At 59.4% G+C, this 16,963-nt stretch carries 14 protein-coding genes; 8 read left to right on the forward strand and 6 right to left on the reverse strand.

What is annotated here, in order from left to right; genetic code table 11:
• The first annotated feature begins 590 nt into the window (after positions 1-590).
• From GFS31_RS00785 to GFS31_RS00795, 3 genes are all read left to right on the forward strand, one after another.
• A complete protein-coding gene (locus GFS31_RS00785) occupies positions 591-1,757 on the forward strand; it encodes a sodium-dependent bicarbonate transport family permease (protein WP_198806433.1) in 1,167 nt (388 codons plus the stop codon).
• A 113-nt stretch (positions 1,758-1,870) separates the two neighbouring features.
• Positions 1,871-2,203 carry a P-II family nitrogen regulator gene (locus GFS31_RS00790; protein ID WP_198806434.1) on the forward strand — a complete coding sequence of 111 codons (333 nt, stop codon included), beginning with the start codon at positions 1,871-1,873 and terminating at the stop codon, positions 2,201-2,203.
• A 404-nt stretch (positions 2,204-2,607) separates the two neighbouring features.
• Positions 2,608-3,003 (forward strand): response regulator, encoded by a 396-nt coding sequence (locus tag GFS31_RS00795; protein ID WP_198806435.1) that lies wholly within the window; start codon positions 2,608-2,610, stop codon positions 3,001-3,003.
• 47 nt (positions 3,004-3,050) lie between these two features.
• Here the strand turns inward: GFS31_RS00795 and GFS31_RS00800 are convergent, their stop codons facing one another.
• Positions 3,051-3,248 (reverse strand): hypothetical protein, encoded by a 198-nt coding sequence (locus GFS31_RS00800; protein ID WP_198806436.1) that lies wholly within the window; start codon positions 3,246-3,248, stop codon positions 3,051-3,053.
• A gap of 179 nt (positions 3,249-3,427) precedes the next feature.
• Here GFS31_RS00800 and uvrC point away from each other — a divergent pair, with 179 nt between their 5' ends.
• From uvrC to GFS31_RS00815, 3 genes are all read left to right on the forward strand, one after another.
• The gene (gene uvrC / locus GFS31_RS00805; protein ID WP_198806437.1) at positions 3,428-5,440 is read left to right on the forward strand and encodes an excinuclease ABC subunit UvrC; all 2,013 of its coding nucleotides are present in this window, start codon (positions 3,428-3,430) and stop codon (positions 5,438-5,440) included.
• Positions 5,441-5,644: 204 nt separating this feature from the next.
• The gene (locus tag GFS31_RS00810) at positions 5,645-6,433 is read left to right on the forward strand and encodes a carbonic anhydrase (protein ID WP_198806438.1); all 789 of its coding nucleotides are present in this window, start codon (positions 5,645-5,647) and stop codon (positions 6,431-6,433) included.
• A gap of 3 nt (positions 6,434-6,436) precedes the next feature.
• Complete coding sequence (locus tag GFS31_RS00815; RefSeq protein WP_225907520.1) at positions 6,437-6,862, forward strand: VOC family protein; 426 nt, start codon at positions 6,437-6,439, stop codon at positions 6,860-6,862.
• 204 nt (positions 6,863-7,066) lie between these two features.
• Here GFS31_RS00815 and GFS31_RS00820 read toward each other — a convergent pair whose 3' ends face one another.
• Together GFS31_RS00820 and glgP are read right to left on the reverse strand one after the other, a co-directional pair.
• Positions 7,067-8,479, reverse strand: coding sequence for a 1-acyl-sn-glycerol-3-phosphate acyltransferase (locus GFS31_RS00820; RefSeq protein WP_198806439.1), 1,413 nt, complete (start codon positions 8,477-8,479; stop codon positions 7,067-7,069).
• A gap of 39 nt (positions 8,480-8,518) precedes the next feature.
• The gene (gene glgP / locus GFS31_RS00825; RefSeq protein ID WP_198806440.1) at positions 8,519-11,128 is read right to left on the reverse strand and encodes an alpha-glucan family phosphorylase; all 2,610 of its coding nucleotides are present in this window, start codon (positions 11,126-11,128) and stop codon (positions 8,519-8,521) included.
• Positions 11,129-11,489: 361 nt separating this feature from the next.
• On the opposite strand from glgP, the gene GFS31_RS00830 reads away from it, so the two are divergent.
• Positions 11,490-11,627 carry a hypothetical protein gene (locus GFS31_RS00830; protein ID WP_198806441.1) on the forward strand — a complete coding sequence of 46 codons (138 nt, stop codon included), beginning with the start codon at positions 11,490-11,492 and terminating at the stop codon, positions 11,625-11,627.
• 138 nt (positions 11,628-11,765) lie between these two features.
• Here GFS31_RS00830 and GFS31_RS00835 read toward each other — a convergent pair whose 3' ends face one another.
• A complete protein-coding gene (locus GFS31_RS00835) occupies positions 11,766-12,890 on the reverse strand; it encodes a class I SAM-dependent RNA methyltransferase (protein WP_198806442.1) in 1,125 nt (374 codons plus the stop codon).
• Positions 12,891-13,078: 188 nt separating this feature from the next.
• Between GFS31_RS00835 and infC the strand changes: the two genes are divergently transcribed.
• A complete protein-coding gene (gene infC, locus GFS31_RS00840; protein ID WP_198806443.1) occupies positions 13,079-13,579 on the forward strand; it encodes a translation initiation factor IF-3 in 501 nt (166 codons plus the stop codon).
• A gap of 146 nt (positions 13,580-13,725) precedes the next feature.
• Here the strand turns inward: infC and GFS31_RS00845 are convergent, their stop codons facing one another.
• Both GFS31_RS00845 and GFS31_RS00850 read right to left on the reverse strand, forming a co-directional pair.
• On the reverse strand, positions 13,726-14,103 hold the full coding sequence (locus GFS31_RS00845) for a response regulator (RefSeq protein WP_198806444.1): 378 nt from the start codon (positions 14,101-14,103) through the stop codon (positions 13,726-13,728).
• The gene (locus GFS31_RS00850) at positions 14,096-16,846 is read right to left on the reverse strand and encodes an ATP-binding protein (RefSeq protein WP_198806445.1); all 2,751 of its coding nucleotides are present in this window, start codon (positions 16,844-16,846) and stop codon (positions 14,096-14,098) included. The genes GFS31_RS00845 and GFS31_RS00850 overlap by 8 nt, the downstream gene beginning before the upstream one ends.
• Between the last annotated feature and the right edge of the window lie 117 nt (positions 16,847-16,963).

A 16,963-nucleotide genomic window follows, 5' to 3' on the forward strand; every position in this document is an offset into this window, starting at 1 on the left:
GGTTAGCTCGAAGTGAGTTGACGGGCCGAGGCCCATCTCCCATTCCGCATCAACACTCGTGGTCAGGTTGCCCGCTCTCGTTGGGGGCAGCATGGCCTCCCTGAACGCCTAGCTCCAGTCTTGCTAAACCGAGCTGGATCACCCCACTTCAGCCCGGTTGGCCCATGGCACTATACATGGCGCACACACCATACATTGAGGAATCTCTGTGCAAACGATTCACATTAACCTTGCCTATAGTGAATTGCGGAGCTGAAAAGAAAAACTTATCAAATGGATTTGACATTGCGTTGCAACTTCATTGCAGAGGGCGTCAAAAATCCATCTGTCTCAGGATAGACTTAGGCTCATAGAGATTCAAGGCTTAATAGGCTTGAATCTATGGAAGGTGAGGTAGGCCAGCGGTCGCCTTCCAGCCCTATTCAGAGATCGGCCATCTCTGATCAGCCTGTCGGCAGGCTCCTTGTTAACACCTGTGCTGTGGGGGTGAAGCGCTACACCCCCGCATTCTTCAATCCTTTTACCGAATTCTCAAACGCCCACTCATCACAATTACCACTCCTCGACAGGGGAGGTGGAAGGAGGTTTTCGTGGATTTCATACTCGATTTTTTGGCCCGGTTTGGTTCACAGTTGCAGTCCCCCACCCTGGGGTTTTTGATTGGCGGCGTCATCATTGCTGCCCTCGGTAGCGAACTGGCAATTCCCGACGCCATCTATAAGTTCATCGTGTTCATGCTGCTGATCAAGGTCGGCCTGACCGGGGGTATGGCCGTTCGCGAGGCCAACCTGGCAGAAATGCTGCTCCCTGCCGTGTTTGCGGTCGTGACCGGGATTGTGATCGTGTTGATCGGTCGCTATACCTTCGCCAAGCTGCCCGGTATCCGCGTTGTAGATGCCCTAGCAACGGCAGGATTATTCGGTGCCGTTAGTGGTTCGACCATGGTGGCGGGCATCACCATGTTGGAGGGCCAAGGCATGGCCTTCGAGGCTTGGGCCAGTGCCCTCTATCCCTTTATGGATATCTCAGCGCTGGTGATGGCGATTGTGATGGCCAGCCTCTACAGCAGCAAACAGAAGCGTGAGAAGTATCTCAAAAATGAGAAGTTCCTCAGTCAGGAGTATGGGGATAGACAGCCCGTTGCCGTCGGTGGCTATGCCGATGAGGTGGGCGGGGGCTCCTCCGGCTATGCTGGCGAATCGGGCGGTTCTGGCGGTAGCTATGCCAGTGCATCGGACGGTTCTGCCAGCGGCAAAGTTCGGGTTTGGCCCATCGTCAAAGAAAGCCTCCAGGGATCGGCCCTTTCGGCTCTGCTACTGGGGATGGCCCTCGGTATTCTCACCCGGCCCGAAAGCGTCTACGAAAGCTTTTACGATCCCCTCTTCCGGGGGCTGCTGTCTATCCTGATGCTGATTATGGGGATGGAAGCCTGGGCAAGACTGAACGAGCTCCGCAAGGTAGCCCAGTGGTACGCCCTCTACGCCTTTGTGGCTCCCTTTGTGCACGGGTTTATCGCCTTTGGGTTGGGGATGATTGCCCACTACGTTACAGGCTTCAGTCCGGGCGGTGTGGCGCTTATGGCCGTCATTGCCGCCTCCAGCTCCGATATCTCGGGGCCTCCCACCCTGCGAGCGGGCATTCCCTCGGCTAACCCCTCCGCCTACATTGGGGCCTCCACCGCCATCGGTACTCCGGTTGCCATTGCCCTTTGCATCCCGTTCTTTGTGGGTCTGGCCCAGGCGCTGATGGGGAGCTAAGCCGAAAAAACTCTGGGTCAGCCCATACCCCACGGGGATGGCCCAGGAATGCAATACCCTAATGACTCAAGACCCAGTAACTCAATTACCCAATTTGTAAGGAGGTCGCCGCCATGTCTAAGCCAGCTAAAAAACTTGTCATCATCACCGAAAAACTGCTGCTAAAACAGATCGCCAAAATCATTGATGCCGCTGGGGCCAGCGGCTATACCGTGGTCGAAACGGGCGGTAAGGGCAGCCGCAATATGCGATCCTCTGGCCAGCCCAGCGTTTCCGATACCACCTCGAATATCAAGTTTGAGGTGCTGACCGATACCCAAGACATGGCCCTCGCCATTGCCGATAAAGTGGCCATGCAGTTTTTCAATGACTATGCGGGCATTATCTACATCTGTGATGCTGAAGTGCTGTACGCCCATAGCTTCTGCGGCCCAGAGGGCTGTTGAGGGTAGCCACGGAAGCCAGCCATGACGGATCTGACGGTCAGGGCATGGTGCCCTTGGCCTTCTCAGTACCAGACTCAAGCGTTAGTCTGAAACGCTAGACTCAGCGTCCTTCCCACACAATCCCATCGCAGCCGAGGGCTTATGCCTTCGGCTGTTTTTTGGGGTGGGCCTCCCCAGAAAGTTAGATAAGCAGCCTTGCAGGCCATGGCTTTAGGTTATAAACGTTAGTGTCTTAGGGTTTTCCCCCTAACTATTGCTGCTTTAATGGTGTAGCAACGCCATACACCCGGTTTCTCGTTCTAAGGTTGAAGGGCAGGCGAATGGCGAATATCCCTATTTCATCCAACCCCAATCCTCACCGTGGGAAGCACGGTTAGTGATACCTCCGCGCACCTCCACAGACTATGGCGTTATCCCAGCCGACCCTTACCCCACCGCCTCGCATTCTCGTGATTGAGGATGACTATGCTAACCGATTGCTCTTTTCTGACTATTTGACCTATGCGGGGTTTGTGGTGCTTGCCCTAGCCGATGGCACCGAGCTTGGCCCCACCCTCCACGCCTTTCAGCCCGATCTGCTAGTGTTAGACCTGGGCCTGCCAGACCCCGACGGTTACTGCATTCTAGAGCAACTGCAAACCCCTGGGGGCGGGCCACAGCTTCCGGTGGTGGTGGTATCGGGCTATGCCTTTGTGGATCATCAAGAACGCGCCTTGGCCCTCGGTGTCCATCAGTATTTGATCAAACCCGTGCGGATGAAACATCTTGTCCAAGCAATCCAGTCGGCGTTGGTTCGCTGAGGGCGGCTAGAGGGCAATGCTCCCGCTAGGGCCATGGAAACCCTGGCCTAGGACGGTGGATTGGGCTGGGAGGATCGTTGGGCTAGCAGAAATTGTTCGACCTCGCGGCTAAGGCGCTGCACCGATTCACCGATTTCTACCATGGAGGCTTCTAGCTGAGAGGAGGTGGCCATGGCCGATTGCAGACGGGTCAAAATGTCGCGTACCTGTTCTTGATAGCGGGCTTCAAATTCGGCTGGAGTCATGGCAATAGGGGGGTGATACAAGTGACGATAACGCAATTCAGGGTAATGCTCTATACACGCCTACCTAGATATATTCCAGATCAAAGTCCGTTGCTGTTCCCACCGCCTTGCAGCCTTTCGTCCGATGGGTGAGGGCGCTATCCTAAAGCAAGACCGTTTTGCACCAGGATGGCCCCGCTGTGACCGCTGCGGTACCCGCGACAACCTTTATCAACGATCCCGACCGTTTAGAGACCCGCCTCAAAGAGATCCCCAAGGAGCCGGGGGTCTACTTCATGAAGGATAGCCGCGACCAGATTTTGTACATCGGCAAATCCAAATGTTTGCGGAACCGGGTGCGGTCGTATTTTCGCGACATCTATGGCCATGCCCCCCGCATTACCACCATGGTGATGCAGGTGGTAGATATCGAAATCATCGTCACCGATACGGAATCTGAGGCGCTGGCCCTAGAGGCGAACCTGATTAAGCATCACCAGCCCCACTTCAATGTGCTGCTGAAGGACGACAAAAAGTATCCCTACCTCTGCGTCACCTGGTCGGAGGAGTATCCCCGCATTTTCATCACCCGCAAGCGCTTGAGGCACAGCAAAGATCGGTATTACGGCCCCTATGTGGATGTGGGCCTGCTCCGCAGCACCCTGAGCCTGGTGAAGCGGATTTTCCCGTTGCGCCAGCGGCCCCAGCCCGTCCACAAAAATCGCCCCTGCCTGAACTACGACATTGGCCGCTGCCCTGGGGTGTGCCAACGGCTGATTTCCCCGGAGGAGTACCGCAAAACCCTGCAACGGGTGGTGATGGTGTTTCAGGGGCGCACCACGGAACTGGTGGATATTTTGACCGGGCACATGGAAAAAGCCGCCGAGGACTTGAAGTTTGAGCAGGCCGCCCACCTGCGGGATCAGATTCGTGGGTTAGAACGGCTCTGCGCCGACCAAAAGGTGGCTCTACCGGACGACACCGTTTCGCGGGATGCCATTGCCCTGGCGGCGGACGACAAACACGCCTGCGTACAAATCTTCCAGGTGCGGGCGGGGCGCTTAGTGGGGCGGCTGGGCTTTGTGGCCGATGCCGAGGCGGGTGATCCCGGCACGATTTTGCAGCGGGTACTGGAAAACCACTATCAAACGGTGGATCCGGTGGAAATTCCCTCGGTGATTTTGGCCCAGCACGCCCTACCCGAAGCGGAAATTTTGGCGGACTACCTCACCCAGCGGCGGGGGCGCAAAGTCTCCATCGAAGTGCCCCAGCGCCAGGTGAAGGCCGACCTGATCGACATGGTGGAGCGCAACGCCCAGTACGAACTGGCCCGCACCCAGGCCGTGGCCGACCGCACCTTGCAATCCCTGCAAGATCTCGCCGTTGCCCTCGACCTGCCCGACCTGCCCAAACGCATCGAAGGCTACGACATTTCCCACATCCAGGGTTCCGATGCCGTCGCGTCCCAAGTCGTATTTGTAGACGGACTACCCGCCAAGCAGCACTACCGCCACTACAAAATCAAAAACCCCGACGTGCGCCCCGGCCACTCCGACGACTTTGCCAGCATGGCCGAGGTGATCCGCCGCCGATTCCGTCGCTATGCCGCCGATCCCAACCTGCCCCGCATCGGCAATCCCGACTGGCCGGACTTGGTGATGATTGACGGGGGCAAGGGCCAACTTTCTGCGGTGGTGGACGTTCTCAAAGACCTCAACCTGCTGCAAGACCTCAACGTGGTCAGCCTCGCCAAAAAGCGGGAGGAGATTTTCTTACCCGGAGAATCCCAGCCCCTCACCACTGAGGCCGACCAACCGGGCGTCCAGCTTTTGCGCCGCCTGCGGGACGAAGCCCACCGCTTTGCTATCAGCTTCCATCGCCAAAAACGCACGGAACGCATGCGCCGCTCCCGCCTGTCGGATATCCCTGGCCTGGGCCACCATCGCCAAAAGGAACTCCTCGCCGCCTTTCGCTCCATCGACTACATCCGAGAAGCCAGCCCCGAACAGTTGGCCACCGTCCCCGGCATTGGCCCCCAACTGGCCCAAACGATCTACACCTACTTCCATCCCCAGAGCGATCTCACCGGGGCCACGGACGATATCCCCCAAACACCCCTCACCAGGATTGACGAAGCCACCCCTGGGCCAGAGACACCGGGGGCCTTGCAGCTCACCCCAGGCCACAACGGCGACAGTGACCCACACCCATAACGGCCCCAACCCGCCCGCCCGACAAGCACAGATGATTGATACGATAAGCAAATCCTGTCGCTGGGGTGCCCTGCAATATGGGATAACAGTAGGGATGCCCGTCCGTCGATCCTCCTATCCGTAGGGTTATGAGTGGAAGTCAACGGGACAGGGCCAAGCGCCTTGGGCAAGGCATCACGTTATTGGGGACACAAGGAAAAACCAATGGAAAAGCTGCTGCGGGGTTTGCGGGAGTTTCAGGAGCACTACATTCCTAGCCACCAAGAGCTGATGCAGGAATTGGCCAAGGGGCAGCATCCTAGGGTTCTCTTTATCGGCTGTTCCGATTCGCGGGTGGATCCCACCATCATCACCCAGTCAGAAATTGGGGATTTGTTCATCATCCGCAACGCCGGGAACATTATCCCGCCCTACGAAGCCACCAACGGCGGCGAAGGAGCCACCATTGAGTACGCCCTAGAAGCGCTCGACATCAAGCAGGTGATTATCTGCGGGCACACCCAATGCGGAGCCATGAAGGGGCTGTTGCAACTGGGGGAACTTGAGGAAAAAATGCCCCTGGTTTATGACTGGCTGAGCTACACCGCCGCCACCCGCAAGCTGGTGTTCGATCACTACGGCGACCGCAGCAAAAAGGAAAAGCTGGATCTGCTGGTGGCCCAAAACGTCCTCACCCAAATTGATAACCTCCGCACCTATCCCTCCATCCACTCCAAGCTGCACACGGGCGAACTGTCCATCCACGGCTGGATCTACCACATCGAAAATGGTCAACTGCTGGCCTACGACGAAGAGGCTAACGACTTTTTGCCCCCCCACAGCAAAATTAACGCCTACACCGACAGCGCCAAGGTGGTGAAAGCTGGGGGGCTCTCGAAGGATCCGGAGGAGGTCAAAGCGGCCTTTAGCGAACCCGTGCAGCCCTACTGGCCGGGGGCCAACCGCCTCAGCCCCGAACAAGCGGCGCGGCTGTATCGAGGGGCCGTCGTCTAGACTGTGACGGACTCCACCGCCGCCCAGCCCCTAGCCTGCTCCAGCGCCTACGTGGTGTTGGCCAGTCAGGCGTTTGAGCCACTGGTCGCCTTCTATCAAGCTTTCCTCGGCCAAGATCCCCATCCCCACTGGCCCCAGCGCTATGCCGAATTTACCTGGGGCGGGTTGCGGCTGGGCATTTTCTCTCCCCAGGCCAGCCACGCCGCCGAATTTCAGACCCACCAAGCCGGGGCCATGAGTTTGTGCCTGGAGGTCGCTGACCTAGACCGGGCCATCGCCCACCTGACCCGCCTGGGCTATCCGCCCCCTGGCCCCATCCTCACCGCCTCCCACGGGCGCGAAATCTACGCCTACGACCCCGACGGTAATCGGCTGATCTTGCACCAGTCGCCCGCCACCGTAGGATCCCCCGCCGAATCGGAGGACTAGAGGTTCATGAGATCGCCAAGCCCCCGCCGCCCTCATCCCCCACCCCCTTCTCCCAGGGCGGAAGAAGGGGAGCCGGAAAGCCTGGTCTGGCCTCCCCCTCGCCCATGTTTGGGAGAGGGGGACTGAGGGGGTGAGGGCCGAGATGGGTATACACGGTAGCCCACAAGGAAAGGGGAGCCGGAAACGGCCTTTGATATTAGAAAACTACGGCTGGGGAATCATCCGTTCTAGGGCCAGTTGCAGATCGCTGGTGAGGTCGGCGACGGCCTGTTTGCGTCCGGCTTTATAGGCGGGCCAGCGGTCGCTCACCGAAATCGGTTCGCCCACGGTGATGGTGGCTACCTGGGGGCCAAGTTTGGGGCGCGGAAAGGGATTTTCGCCCTTAATCAGCCACACAATATCCCGCACAATCATCAGGGTTTCGGCAAAGCGTTCGGCGGTGGGGCGTTCTCGCACATACTGTCCGGTGACGGCCACAAAGTTTTCCACCAGGCGCATGTGCCACATTCGCAGGCTGGCTTCCTCGGCTTCCCGGTCGGCCAAACCACGGGCCACCGCCGAGAGGGGCTGATCTTCCCCCAACTCCTGCCGAAAAATCCGCTCCCAGCCCGCTTGCTCGATGCGGCGGCAGCGGTCGATCATGGTGCCACGGGGGGGCAGTTGAAAGTAGGTTTCGGCCACCTGCAAGGCCGTATCGCGCAACACCTCCAGCCGATCTGCAAAGGGGGCCGGAGGCGTGACTACGGGCATACGATACACCCGCTGATAGTAGTCCTCCATCACCCCTAGCAGGTGTTCTCCCAGGGCCAGCAGCCGTTGGTAGCGGCGCTGTAGGGCGGCATCCGTCAACCCCGCTGGGCTCGGACGCTCAGACAGGACAGAACTCGCCTCATCGGTAGCCCGCGTGGCTTGGGGCATGGCAACCAATCCGGTTTCTTGCTCTAGGCGGTCGAGCCATCCATCCAGTTTGTCCCACGGGGGCGGCGTGTATTGATAGGTGATCCCCACCGGAAGCAGGGACACCTGCTCCGAGCGTCCGGCCTGCTGCAGATCCTCCACGCACCAAAAGCCCATCTGGGCAATGCCCGGTTCTAGGGGGCTGACCAATTCCGTGTGGCCGTTGTTGCCGCCCTCTGGAGCCGCCGCCATGGGCCATGCTCCGTTGGCAAACAGGTGCCGAGCCGAGCGCAGCCCCTGGCGATCCAGTTTGCCCCGCTGGATCGGTGTGCCGCCCAGGCGCGAGTAGAACCCACCCACCCAAGCCCCCGCCCACAGGGGAATGCCTCGGTCGTAGATAAAGTGGGCATGAACTGGGTAATCCAGCGTCACTCCCAATTGCTTAGCCCGCCGAGGCACGTCGTACCACAGCAGATGGGCCAGACAAAAGGCATCCTGGGGGCTGGGGTGACGAAAGGCCAGCAGAAACCGATGCTGCTGAGCCTGGAAATCCCGCATCAGATACACCAGCGGATCTACATTGTGGGACTCCACCCGCTGCAAGTTTTCTCGCCAGCGAATCCAGGCGGGCATGAGCCATTGGGTCACCCTCAGCACAGTTCGATTCGGCTGGGGCGGCAAAAAACGCAGGGGCGGCTGGGCTTGCTGAAGAAACGACACGGCAGGATTCCCCCCGGACAACGGGAACAGGTAACAGATCTACCCGATGGCAGAGGATGCGGTCACAATGGGCACCTGCTCCGGGTTGGCCCAGAGGATGAGCTTAGGATCGTAGGGGCTGCTGAGGGCGGGGTGCTGGGGCAAAATCCGCAGGGAAAGCCCCTGGAGGCCGCTAGAGGTATATTCCACCTCGGTGGCGTAGAGGCTGTGGCCCTGGTTGTCTTGGCCTTGATAGGTCATGGGGGTGGCGGTGCCGCTGTGGATTTCGCCATCGACGGCCACGCTGCCCCGGTATAGCTCTACCTGCACATCATCGGGGGTGATGGCCCCCAGTTGCAGGCGGGTGGACACCTTGAGGAATTGATTCACTCGCAGGTCGGTGGCGTCGGAAATGGCGATTTCCGCAAACCGGATGTCGTACCAGTGTTCGGCCAGGTGGGATAGCCACACTGCTAGTTCTTTGCCGGGGCCGTAGTGCTGGGCTGCGAGGGCATGGGCGCGGTCGCTGGCGACGAAGTAGCCCCGGTTGGCGTAGTCCTTCACCATGCGGGCGGTGTTGAACTGGGGCGTGTTCAGGTAGATGGCCTCCTTCATTTTGGCCACCCAGCCGCGAGGGATTTCGTCCTTGTCGCGGTCGTAGAACAGGGGCACGACTTCTTTTTCCAGGATTTCGTAGAGGGCGTTGGCTTCGACATCGTCTTGGTAGTCGGAATCTTCGTAGTCTTCGCCGTGGCCGATGGGCCATCCGGTGCGAATGTAGTCCGCCTCATCCCACCAGCCGTCGAGGACGCTGAGGTTGGGCAGGCCGTTCATCGCCGCCTTCATGCCGCTGGTGCCGCTGGCCTCGCGGGGGCGGCGGGGGGTGTTCAGCCACACATCGCAGCCCGCCACCATATCCCGCGATAGGTGGATGTCGTAATTCGGCACAAACACAATGGATCGATCCAGGCCGTGGTCACGGGTGAAGTGGATGATGCTGCGGATCAGCTCTTTGCCCGGAATGTCCTTGGGGTGGGCCTTTCCGGCGATCACAAACTGCACCCGACGGCCTGTACCGTTGCCGTTGATGATTTTTTGGATGCGGTCAAGATCTCGCAAAAACAGGGTGGCCCGTTTGTAGGTGGCAAAGCGGCGGGCAAAGCCAATGGTGAGCACAAAGGGGTCAAGGCGTTCCTGGGCTTCGGTCAGTTCCCGCGTGGAGCCGCCCCGCTCCAGCAGGTTTTTGGCCAGCCGTTCCCGCACCGCCATCACCAACTGGGATCGGCATTGCTCGTGGTTGCGCCACAGTTCCTCATCGGGAATCGTCCGCACCCGCTCCCACAGGGAGGCTCCGGGACTGGCCTGAGACCAGTTGGGGCCAAGGTAGCGGTCGTACAACGCCTGGGTAGACCGAGCCACACAACTGCGGGCATGGACGCCGTTGGTAATGGCATGGATGGGCACCTCAGCTAGGGGAAGATCGGCCCAGAGGTCGCCAAACATCCCCTGGGACACCTGGCCATGGAGCTTACTGACGCCATTCACAAAGGTGGCGGTTTTAATCGCCAGCACCGCCATGCTGAAGGGGGCGGAGAAATCCCCGGTATTGGTGCGGCCCAGGGCCAGAAATTCCGCTTCCCCCAGGCCAAAGCATTGGCGATAGTGGCCCAGGTAGTGCAGCACCTTATCCGGTGGAAACAGGTCAATCCCCGCCGGGACGGGGGTGTGGGTGGTAAACATTTGGCTGGCCTGGGCCACCTGAAGCGCCTCGGCAAAGGAGAGGCCATCCTCCGCCATCAGCACCCGAATCCGCTCTAGGGCCATAAAGGCCGAGTGGCCCTCGTTCATGTGGTAGGCCGTGGGCACAATGCCCAGCGCCTTCAGCATCCGAATGCCGCCGATCCCCAGCATGATTTCCTGGTGAATCCGCATATCAATGTCGCCGCCGTAGAGGCGATCACAAATATCCTGGTCGTACTGGCTGTTGGGTTCAATGTTGGTGTCCAGCAAATACAGCGGCACCGTGCCCACCTGCACCCGCCACACCCGCGCATAGACCGTCCGGCCTGGATAGTCCACCTCAATGCGGATCTCGTTACCGTCGGCGTCCCGCTCCAAATGCAGGGGCATATTGTAAAAGTCGTTGATCGGGTAGCGCTCCTGCTGCCAGCCGTCGGCGTTCAAATACTGGGCAAAGTAGCCCTCCTGATACAGCAGCCCCACCCCCACCAGGGGCAAGCCAATGTCGCTGGCCGACTTGAGGTGATCCCCCGCCAGCACCCCCAACCCGCCGGAATACACGGGCATACAGGTGGTGAGGCCAAACTCCATGGAAAAGTAGGCGTAGCGCTCACCGGGCACCGGATTGGGCCGATGCTTGCCATACCAGGGCCGCTCCTTGAGGTAATCCTCTAGGCGCTGGGTTGCCCGATCCATCTGGGCCAAAAAGCCTTCGTCCTCGGTAATTTCGTTCAGCCGCTCTTGGCCAATGGTGCCCAACATCAGCACCGGATTGTAGCGACTCGACTCCCACAGATCCGCATCCAGCCGCCGAAACAGGTCGGCCATCTCCATATCCCAGTCCCAGTGGAGGTTATAGGCCAAGGTACGCAGAGCCTCTAGGCGCTGGGGGAGGGAGGGGGTGACGTTAAAGGTGCGAATTGGTCGCATAGGAATCGAAGCCAAAGAATACAGATCAGAAACCAGCCCCATTGTGACCCCGATAGGGCAACAATTTGGCAGGCTTAATACTGTTTTCGGAGATAGCAGGCCCGTAGGCCACCCCCCTAGGGTATACCTGCGGCAATCCGAGCATTCACGGATGCCACCCTGTCATCGGGCGACAATCTGCCCATTTCGACGGATTGTCGTTGGGGATCAACATCAGCGATAATAAAAACTATTAGAAATGCATATTCTGCGTTACTGTGGTCAACCGGGACTTTGTCGGACTTGCTATCGGAAAGCCCCTGGGCGGATCCCTGCCCTTGCCCTAGTAATGCCATAGACGCCGTTTAGAGGACTTTAAATCATGCAACGTTCTGCCACCAGTTCCGGCCTCACCACCCCTGTACACACCACCCAACCCCCCGAAGCCGAATTTGACCAATGGGCCAAAGCGGTTCGTCAGCAAATGGTGGCCGCCCTCAAACGTCGCGGCAGAGCCTAGTTGGCATTGGGCAGCGCAGGGCCTAACCCGTCGCTCAACCAGGCCGCTTACTGATGGGACTAGGACTGGATGCTATGGCCGCAGGGGCGGTGCCGCACCTGGGGCACAGTGCTATCGACAAAGGCGTTGGGATCAACGTTAGTACAACTCATACTTCATCCACTGGCAGGGGATAGACCCGTTATGCACGGCCCAGCGCTGGGCCGATTTGAGCCCAATGGTGCGGGCCAATTCCTTGTTGCCACTGAGGACAAAGGCGGTCCAGCCCTTGAAGCGCTGTTTAAGCACGTCTCCCAGCAGGCGATAAAAGGCCGCCAGATCCTCATCCTGGCCCAGACGCTCGCCGTAGGGTGGGTTGCAGAGCAGATAGCCCTGATCGGCAGGAGCCGCCAGGTCTTCGAGTTCCTGCACAAAAAACTCGATCTGATCCGCCAAGCCACAGCGTTCGGCGTTGCCCTGGGCCTGTTGAATGACGGATTCATCCCGATCACAGCCCCAGATTAGGGGCTTGAGTTCCCCACCATGGCTGGCATCGGCCTCTTGGCAAAGGTCATCCCATAGGTCGGCGTCAAAATCCGGCCAGGTTTGGAAGCCAAAGGATTCGCGAAATAGTCCCGGCGCAATGCCCAAAGCCGCCAGACTCGCCTCCAGGGGCAACGTTCCTGATCCACAGAGGGGATCAATCAGCGGCACATCGCCTGTCCAGCCCGTCCACTGCACCAAAGCCGCCGCTAGGGTTTCTTTGAGCGGAGCCGCCCCCACCGCCGCCCGATAGCCCCGCCGATGCAGGCTGTGACCAGAGCTATCCAGGCTCACCGTATAACGATCCCGTTCTAAATGCACATTCACCCGCACATCGGGCTGGTGGGCATCCACGCTAGACCGTTCGCCCCAGTGCTCTCGCTGCTGGTCAACAATGGCGTTTTTAACTTGCAGGGCAGTGAAGTGGCTGTGGTTGAGACGACGGTGCTGCCCTGACACATCCACCGCCAGGGTGCGATCGGGGGGTAGGTAGGGTCGCCAGTCGATCTTCTGGATGCCCTGGTACAAATCTTCGGCATCCACGCAGGGGCCATCCCCCAACCGCACCAGCACCCGAAAGGCCAGCCGCGACCACAGGTTGGCTCGATACAGCAGGCCCAAGTCCCCCTGAAAGGCCACCCCACAGAACCCTTCCTCCACCGCCTGTGCCCCCAGAGACGCCAACTCCGCCGCCGCCAAAGCCTCTAGCCCACGGGCAACGGTGGCAAAATACTGGGACATCGCACAACAGCCAAAAACAGCAGGGGGATAGGGTCTAGTGTTTTGTTAAGACCCGTTCCTGGGATACAACCAGGGAACAAAACCTAGGTTATTCTAGTGATAATCTTTAGCGGTGACTAGGACGGGTTTTCGTCCAGGTCACGGTATGGAGTGGGTACAGCTTACCCCACATTATCTCTGTCGAATTCTTGGAGGAACGACTTATTTCTAAGACTCAACTGGTCAATCGGCAAATTCGGTCGCCTCAGGTGCTCCTGATCGACCATGAAAACCAAAATCAAGGTCTGGTAGATACCCGCGATGCGCTGAAGCTGGCGGAGGAACAGGGGCTTGATTTGGTGGTGGTCTCCAACGGCAAAGATGCCCCTGTCGCCAAAATTCTGGATTACGGCAAGCTTCAGTATCAGCAGAGCAAGCGACAGAAGCAAAGCTCCAAGCCCTCGCTGAAGGAAGTCAAACTCCGTCCCAACGTGGGCGAGTCAGACTATCAACTTCGCATCAAGCGCACGGTGGAGTGGCTGTCTAAGGGAGACTCCGTGAAGTTTATTGTGCGGCTACGGGGCCGCGAGCACCAGCACCGTGACCGGGCTGGGGAACTCTTAGATCGGATTGTGCAGGACATCGGCGATGCCGGAAAAGTCCAGGCCCTCGATAAGCGTGCCCTGGTGCTGATGATTACTCCGGCCTAGAAACACCGCTGGCGCAAGACATGTCCCGGCGGGGGCTAGGGGTCGGTTGATCTAGGTCTGACGGGATTGATAGCACCCCAGCATAGCTGCCTGTTGCCTGGAAGTGTGTTGGCGCAGGCCCTAGCTGGCCGCTAGGTCGGGTGGGGTTAGGTATCCCAGCCAGCAATGGTGGCCACCTGCTGCCACACTTGTAGGGGGTCGAAGGGTTTGGCAATGACCCCAGCTACCCCTAGCTGACCAAAGCGGGCTTGGTCGCTGGGGAGGACGCGGGCCGTCAGCAGAATCACCGGAATGTGGGAGGTGGCGGGGTTGGCCCGGAGGTTCTCCACGACGGTGACGCCATCGAGGTCGGGCATAGACACATCGAGGACAATGGCATCCCAGGGGTACTGCTGGGCTAGTTCCAGACCTGCGTGGCCAGAGTGGGCTCCGGCGGTGTGCCAGCCGCCAAATTCCTCCAGAGACAGGCAGACTACATCACGAATGTCGGCCTCGTCGTCAATGACGAGAATGTGTTTAGCCATGGGGGGGGATGGGTAGGGTGAAGTAGAAGGTACTCCCAGATCCAACGGTACTCTCCACCCAGATGTCTCCACCGTGCTGGGTGATGATATTTTTGCAGATGGCTAATCCTAACCCGGTTCCCCCCCTCCGGCGTGAGTCGGACACGTCTATCTGGTGGAATCGATCAAAAATAGCTGTGTGTTGATCGGCTGGGATGCCGCGCCCTTGGTCGGCCACGGCAAAGAGGATAGTCTGGGGGGAGTGCCATTGGGCCCGTAACCAAATGTGGCTGTGGGGGGGAGAAAACTTGATGGCATTACTGAGCAAATTCACCAGGGTTTGAACGATGGCGTCGGGGGCCGCCCAAACAGTGGCCTGGATGACATCGCAGTGGAGGATAACCTTGGCTCCCAGGGCAAGGGCCTCCACGCCTTCAATGGCAGGCTGCACCAGGTGGGTAATGTCGCAGCGCTCCTGCACCAGCTTAGCTTTGCCGGAGGCTAGCCGCTCTAGGTCGAGGATGTCGTTGACCAAGCGAATCAGGCGGTCGGTATTGACCAGCGACACATCAAGCATGTGTTGGGCCTTATCAGGGCGACGCTGGAGGACACCGGAATCGAGAATACCCAGGGCTCCGCGAATGGCGGTGAGGGGGGTACGGAGTTCGTGGCTCACCATGGCAATGAACTCGTCCTTGAGGCGGTCAATTTTGTGCCGTTCGCTCATGTCTCGGACGACAACTAACACCTCATCGTCCGTCACCGGAACAATGCGGGCCTCTTCCCAGTAGGTTTGGCCATCCACCATAATCTCGTACTCCTGGCGCTGGATGGTGCCTGTGGCGAGAGCCACCTGAATGGCGTGCTGGCGTTCAGCGGCCACAACAGGGGGCAGGCTATCGTGCAGGGGCTGGCGGCGGGCCATCGTGGCATCGTCCGCCCAGTGAGCGACATCTAGATTGTAGATTTCGCGGGGAATCCCATCTCTACCGAGGCGCATCAGGAGGTCGGGGATGGCATTAATGAGCGCCTGTTTGGTGGCGTTACCCTGGGCAATGGAGGCGGTTTGTTCTGCCACTTGCTGCTCCAGTTCTCGCTCATAGTTGACCCGCAGGGCCTCCGCTTGCCGCCGCTCGGTAATGTCTTGGAAGGCGGCAATGCAGTAGCGCACCTGCCCATGGTCATCAAAGACGGGAATACTATGCACTTCAACGGGAATGCGTCGCTCCGGGCCAGCTATTTCGAGATCGTCGGCATAGGCGGCTTTTCCCCGCAGCCCTTGGGTAATGGGGAGATCCTCCACCGGATAGAGCGTCTCGGTGCCCGCTCGGTAGAGGCCGTAATCCTTGGATAACTCCGCGAGTTGGCTCGGCAAAATTCCCGCTGTCAGCAGTTTTTGGCCTTGGTAGTTGAGAAAGAGGATTTGGCCATCGGGGCCATGGACGCTAATGGCCACGGGCACCCCATCCAGGAAAATAGCGAGGGTGTCTTCGCGGTGGCGCAGGGTTTGCAGCGAGTTCACCAACTGCCTCACCATTTCGTCAAACCGCTGGCGCAGGGCATCGACTTCCTTGATCTGGCTGGGCTGACCGGGGGGTAGGAAGGTGGCTTCCTGGGCAAAGGCTTCCGTGGCTCGCTGGAGGGCCAGGATGGGCTTGGTGATGGCCTCCGCCGTCCAAACACCGAGGCTAACGGAACCGATCAGGGCCAAGCCACAAAACAGCAGCGTCCGGGTGAGGTTGGTGTGGATGGTGGCCATAAACTCTCGGCTGGGCATGGCCGTCACGATCAGCCAGTCGAGTTCCTCATCTAGGGGGCTGGCGTAGAGCAAATAGGGCCGCGTCTCAAACCAAAGGGTGGCCAAGGTGGGCGCTTTAATGTTGCTCAGGCGACTGTGATTATGGATCAGCCGCTCCACGGTGGCCCTCGTCAGGGCGTGGCTGCTGTCGTGCCAGGGCCGCAGACGATAGGGCGTTGAAGCTGGGGAGATCCCAGCCTCCCCGGCGAGCAGCAGGGTCGCTTCTCCAGCGGAGGTAGCCACCAGATCGCCATTCGTTTTGATCAAGATTATCTGCCCCTCGCGCTGATCCATCACCTGTTGCAATGTCTGGGTGAGATCTGGCAGTAAGACGCCAATGCTGGTGGTGCCTCGCAGTTCTCCCCGCTGGTCGTAGACGGGCTGAATGCGGGCCATCGCCAGGAGCGGCGCATCGGAGTGTAGGGCCACCCTGAGTTGCCAAAACCCCCGGGTGGTGTTCCCAACCCTGCGATACCAAGATCCTTCTGCCCCCTCTAAATCAAGGTGATAGGCCGGGGGAGAACTCCCAGGGCGGATAGCGGTATCCCCAGCATCGTGCACGCGCCGATGGGCTGGGGTGGAGGGCTGCCGGAGGAGGCGGGCATCGCCGTTGGGCTGTCGTGACACCTCCAGAACGCTGCCAACGGGGGTCGTCATCGAGAGTTCAGTAATCTCCGAAAACCCCTGGATTTGCTGGAGGAAGTGATCCTCTAGGGAAGGGAGGACGGCGGCCTGGGGGGTGGCCGTGATCACTTGGGCATTCACGCGGGCTAGGGTGCGCGGAACTTGCAGATAGGCATCAAGACTAGCTGCCACCCGCTGATCCATCTCCCCCAGCAGTTGCAGCGCCATATCCTGCAACGCCCGCTGGCCGCTGCGGTAGGACAGATAGCCCACCAGCCCCGTCAGGCTAAATACCTGGAGCACAAAGGGAACAATCAATAGGGTGCGTAACGAAACCGCCATGGGGCCTCAACCAAAGGTGGGTGGCTGCGATGGATAAGCGCGATGGATGATCGATCTAGACGGAGGAGTCAATCGCCCTGCCCCCGCAGCCCAGCCTGGCGGGTAGGCTAAACGTGG

The organism is Leptolyngbya sp. BL0902, assembly GCF_016403105.1.
Classification (GTDB): Bacteria; Cyanobacteriota; Cyanobacteriia; order Phormidesmidales; family Phormidesmidaceae; genus Nodosilinea.

Bases quoted from the DNA above. Each gene is read 5' to 3' on its own strand.
- GFS31_RS00790 (WP_198806434.1), top strand. From the start codon at position 1,871: ATGTCTAAGCCAGCTAAAAAACTTGTCATCATCACCGAAAAACTGCTG.
- GFS31_RS00795 (WP_198806435.1), top strand. From the start codon at position 2,608: ATGGCGTTATCCCAGCCGACCCTTACCCCACCGCCTCGCATTCTCGTG.
- GFS31_RS00800 (WP_198806436.1), bottom strand. From the start codon at position 3,248: ATGACTCCAGCCGAATTTGAAGCCCGCTATCAAGAACAGGTACGCGAC.
- GFS31_RS00810 (WP_198806438.1), top strand. From the start codon at position 5,645: ATGGAAAAGCTGCTGCGGGGTTTGCGGGAGTTTCAGGAGCACTACATT.
- glgP (WP_198806440.1), bottom strand. From the start codon at position 11,128: ATGCGACCAATTCGCACCTTTAACGTCACCCCCTCCCTCCCCCAGCGC.
- GFS31_RS00830 (WP_198806441.1), top strand. From the start codon at position 11,490: ATGCAACGTTCTGCCACCAGTTCCGGCCTCACCACCCCTGTACACACC.
- GFS31_RS00835 (WP_198806442.1), bottom strand. From the start codon at position 12,890: ATGTCCCAGTATTTTGCCACCGTTGCCCGTGGGCTAGAGGCTTTGGCG.
- GFS31_RS00845 (WP_198806444.1), bottom strand. From the start codon at position 14,103: ATGGCTAAACACATTCTCGTCATTGACGACGAGGCCGACATTCGTGAT.
- GFS31_RS00850 (WP_198806445.1), bottom strand. From the start codon at position 16,846: ATGGCGGTTTCGTTACGCACCCTATTGATTGTTCCCTTTGTGCTCCAG.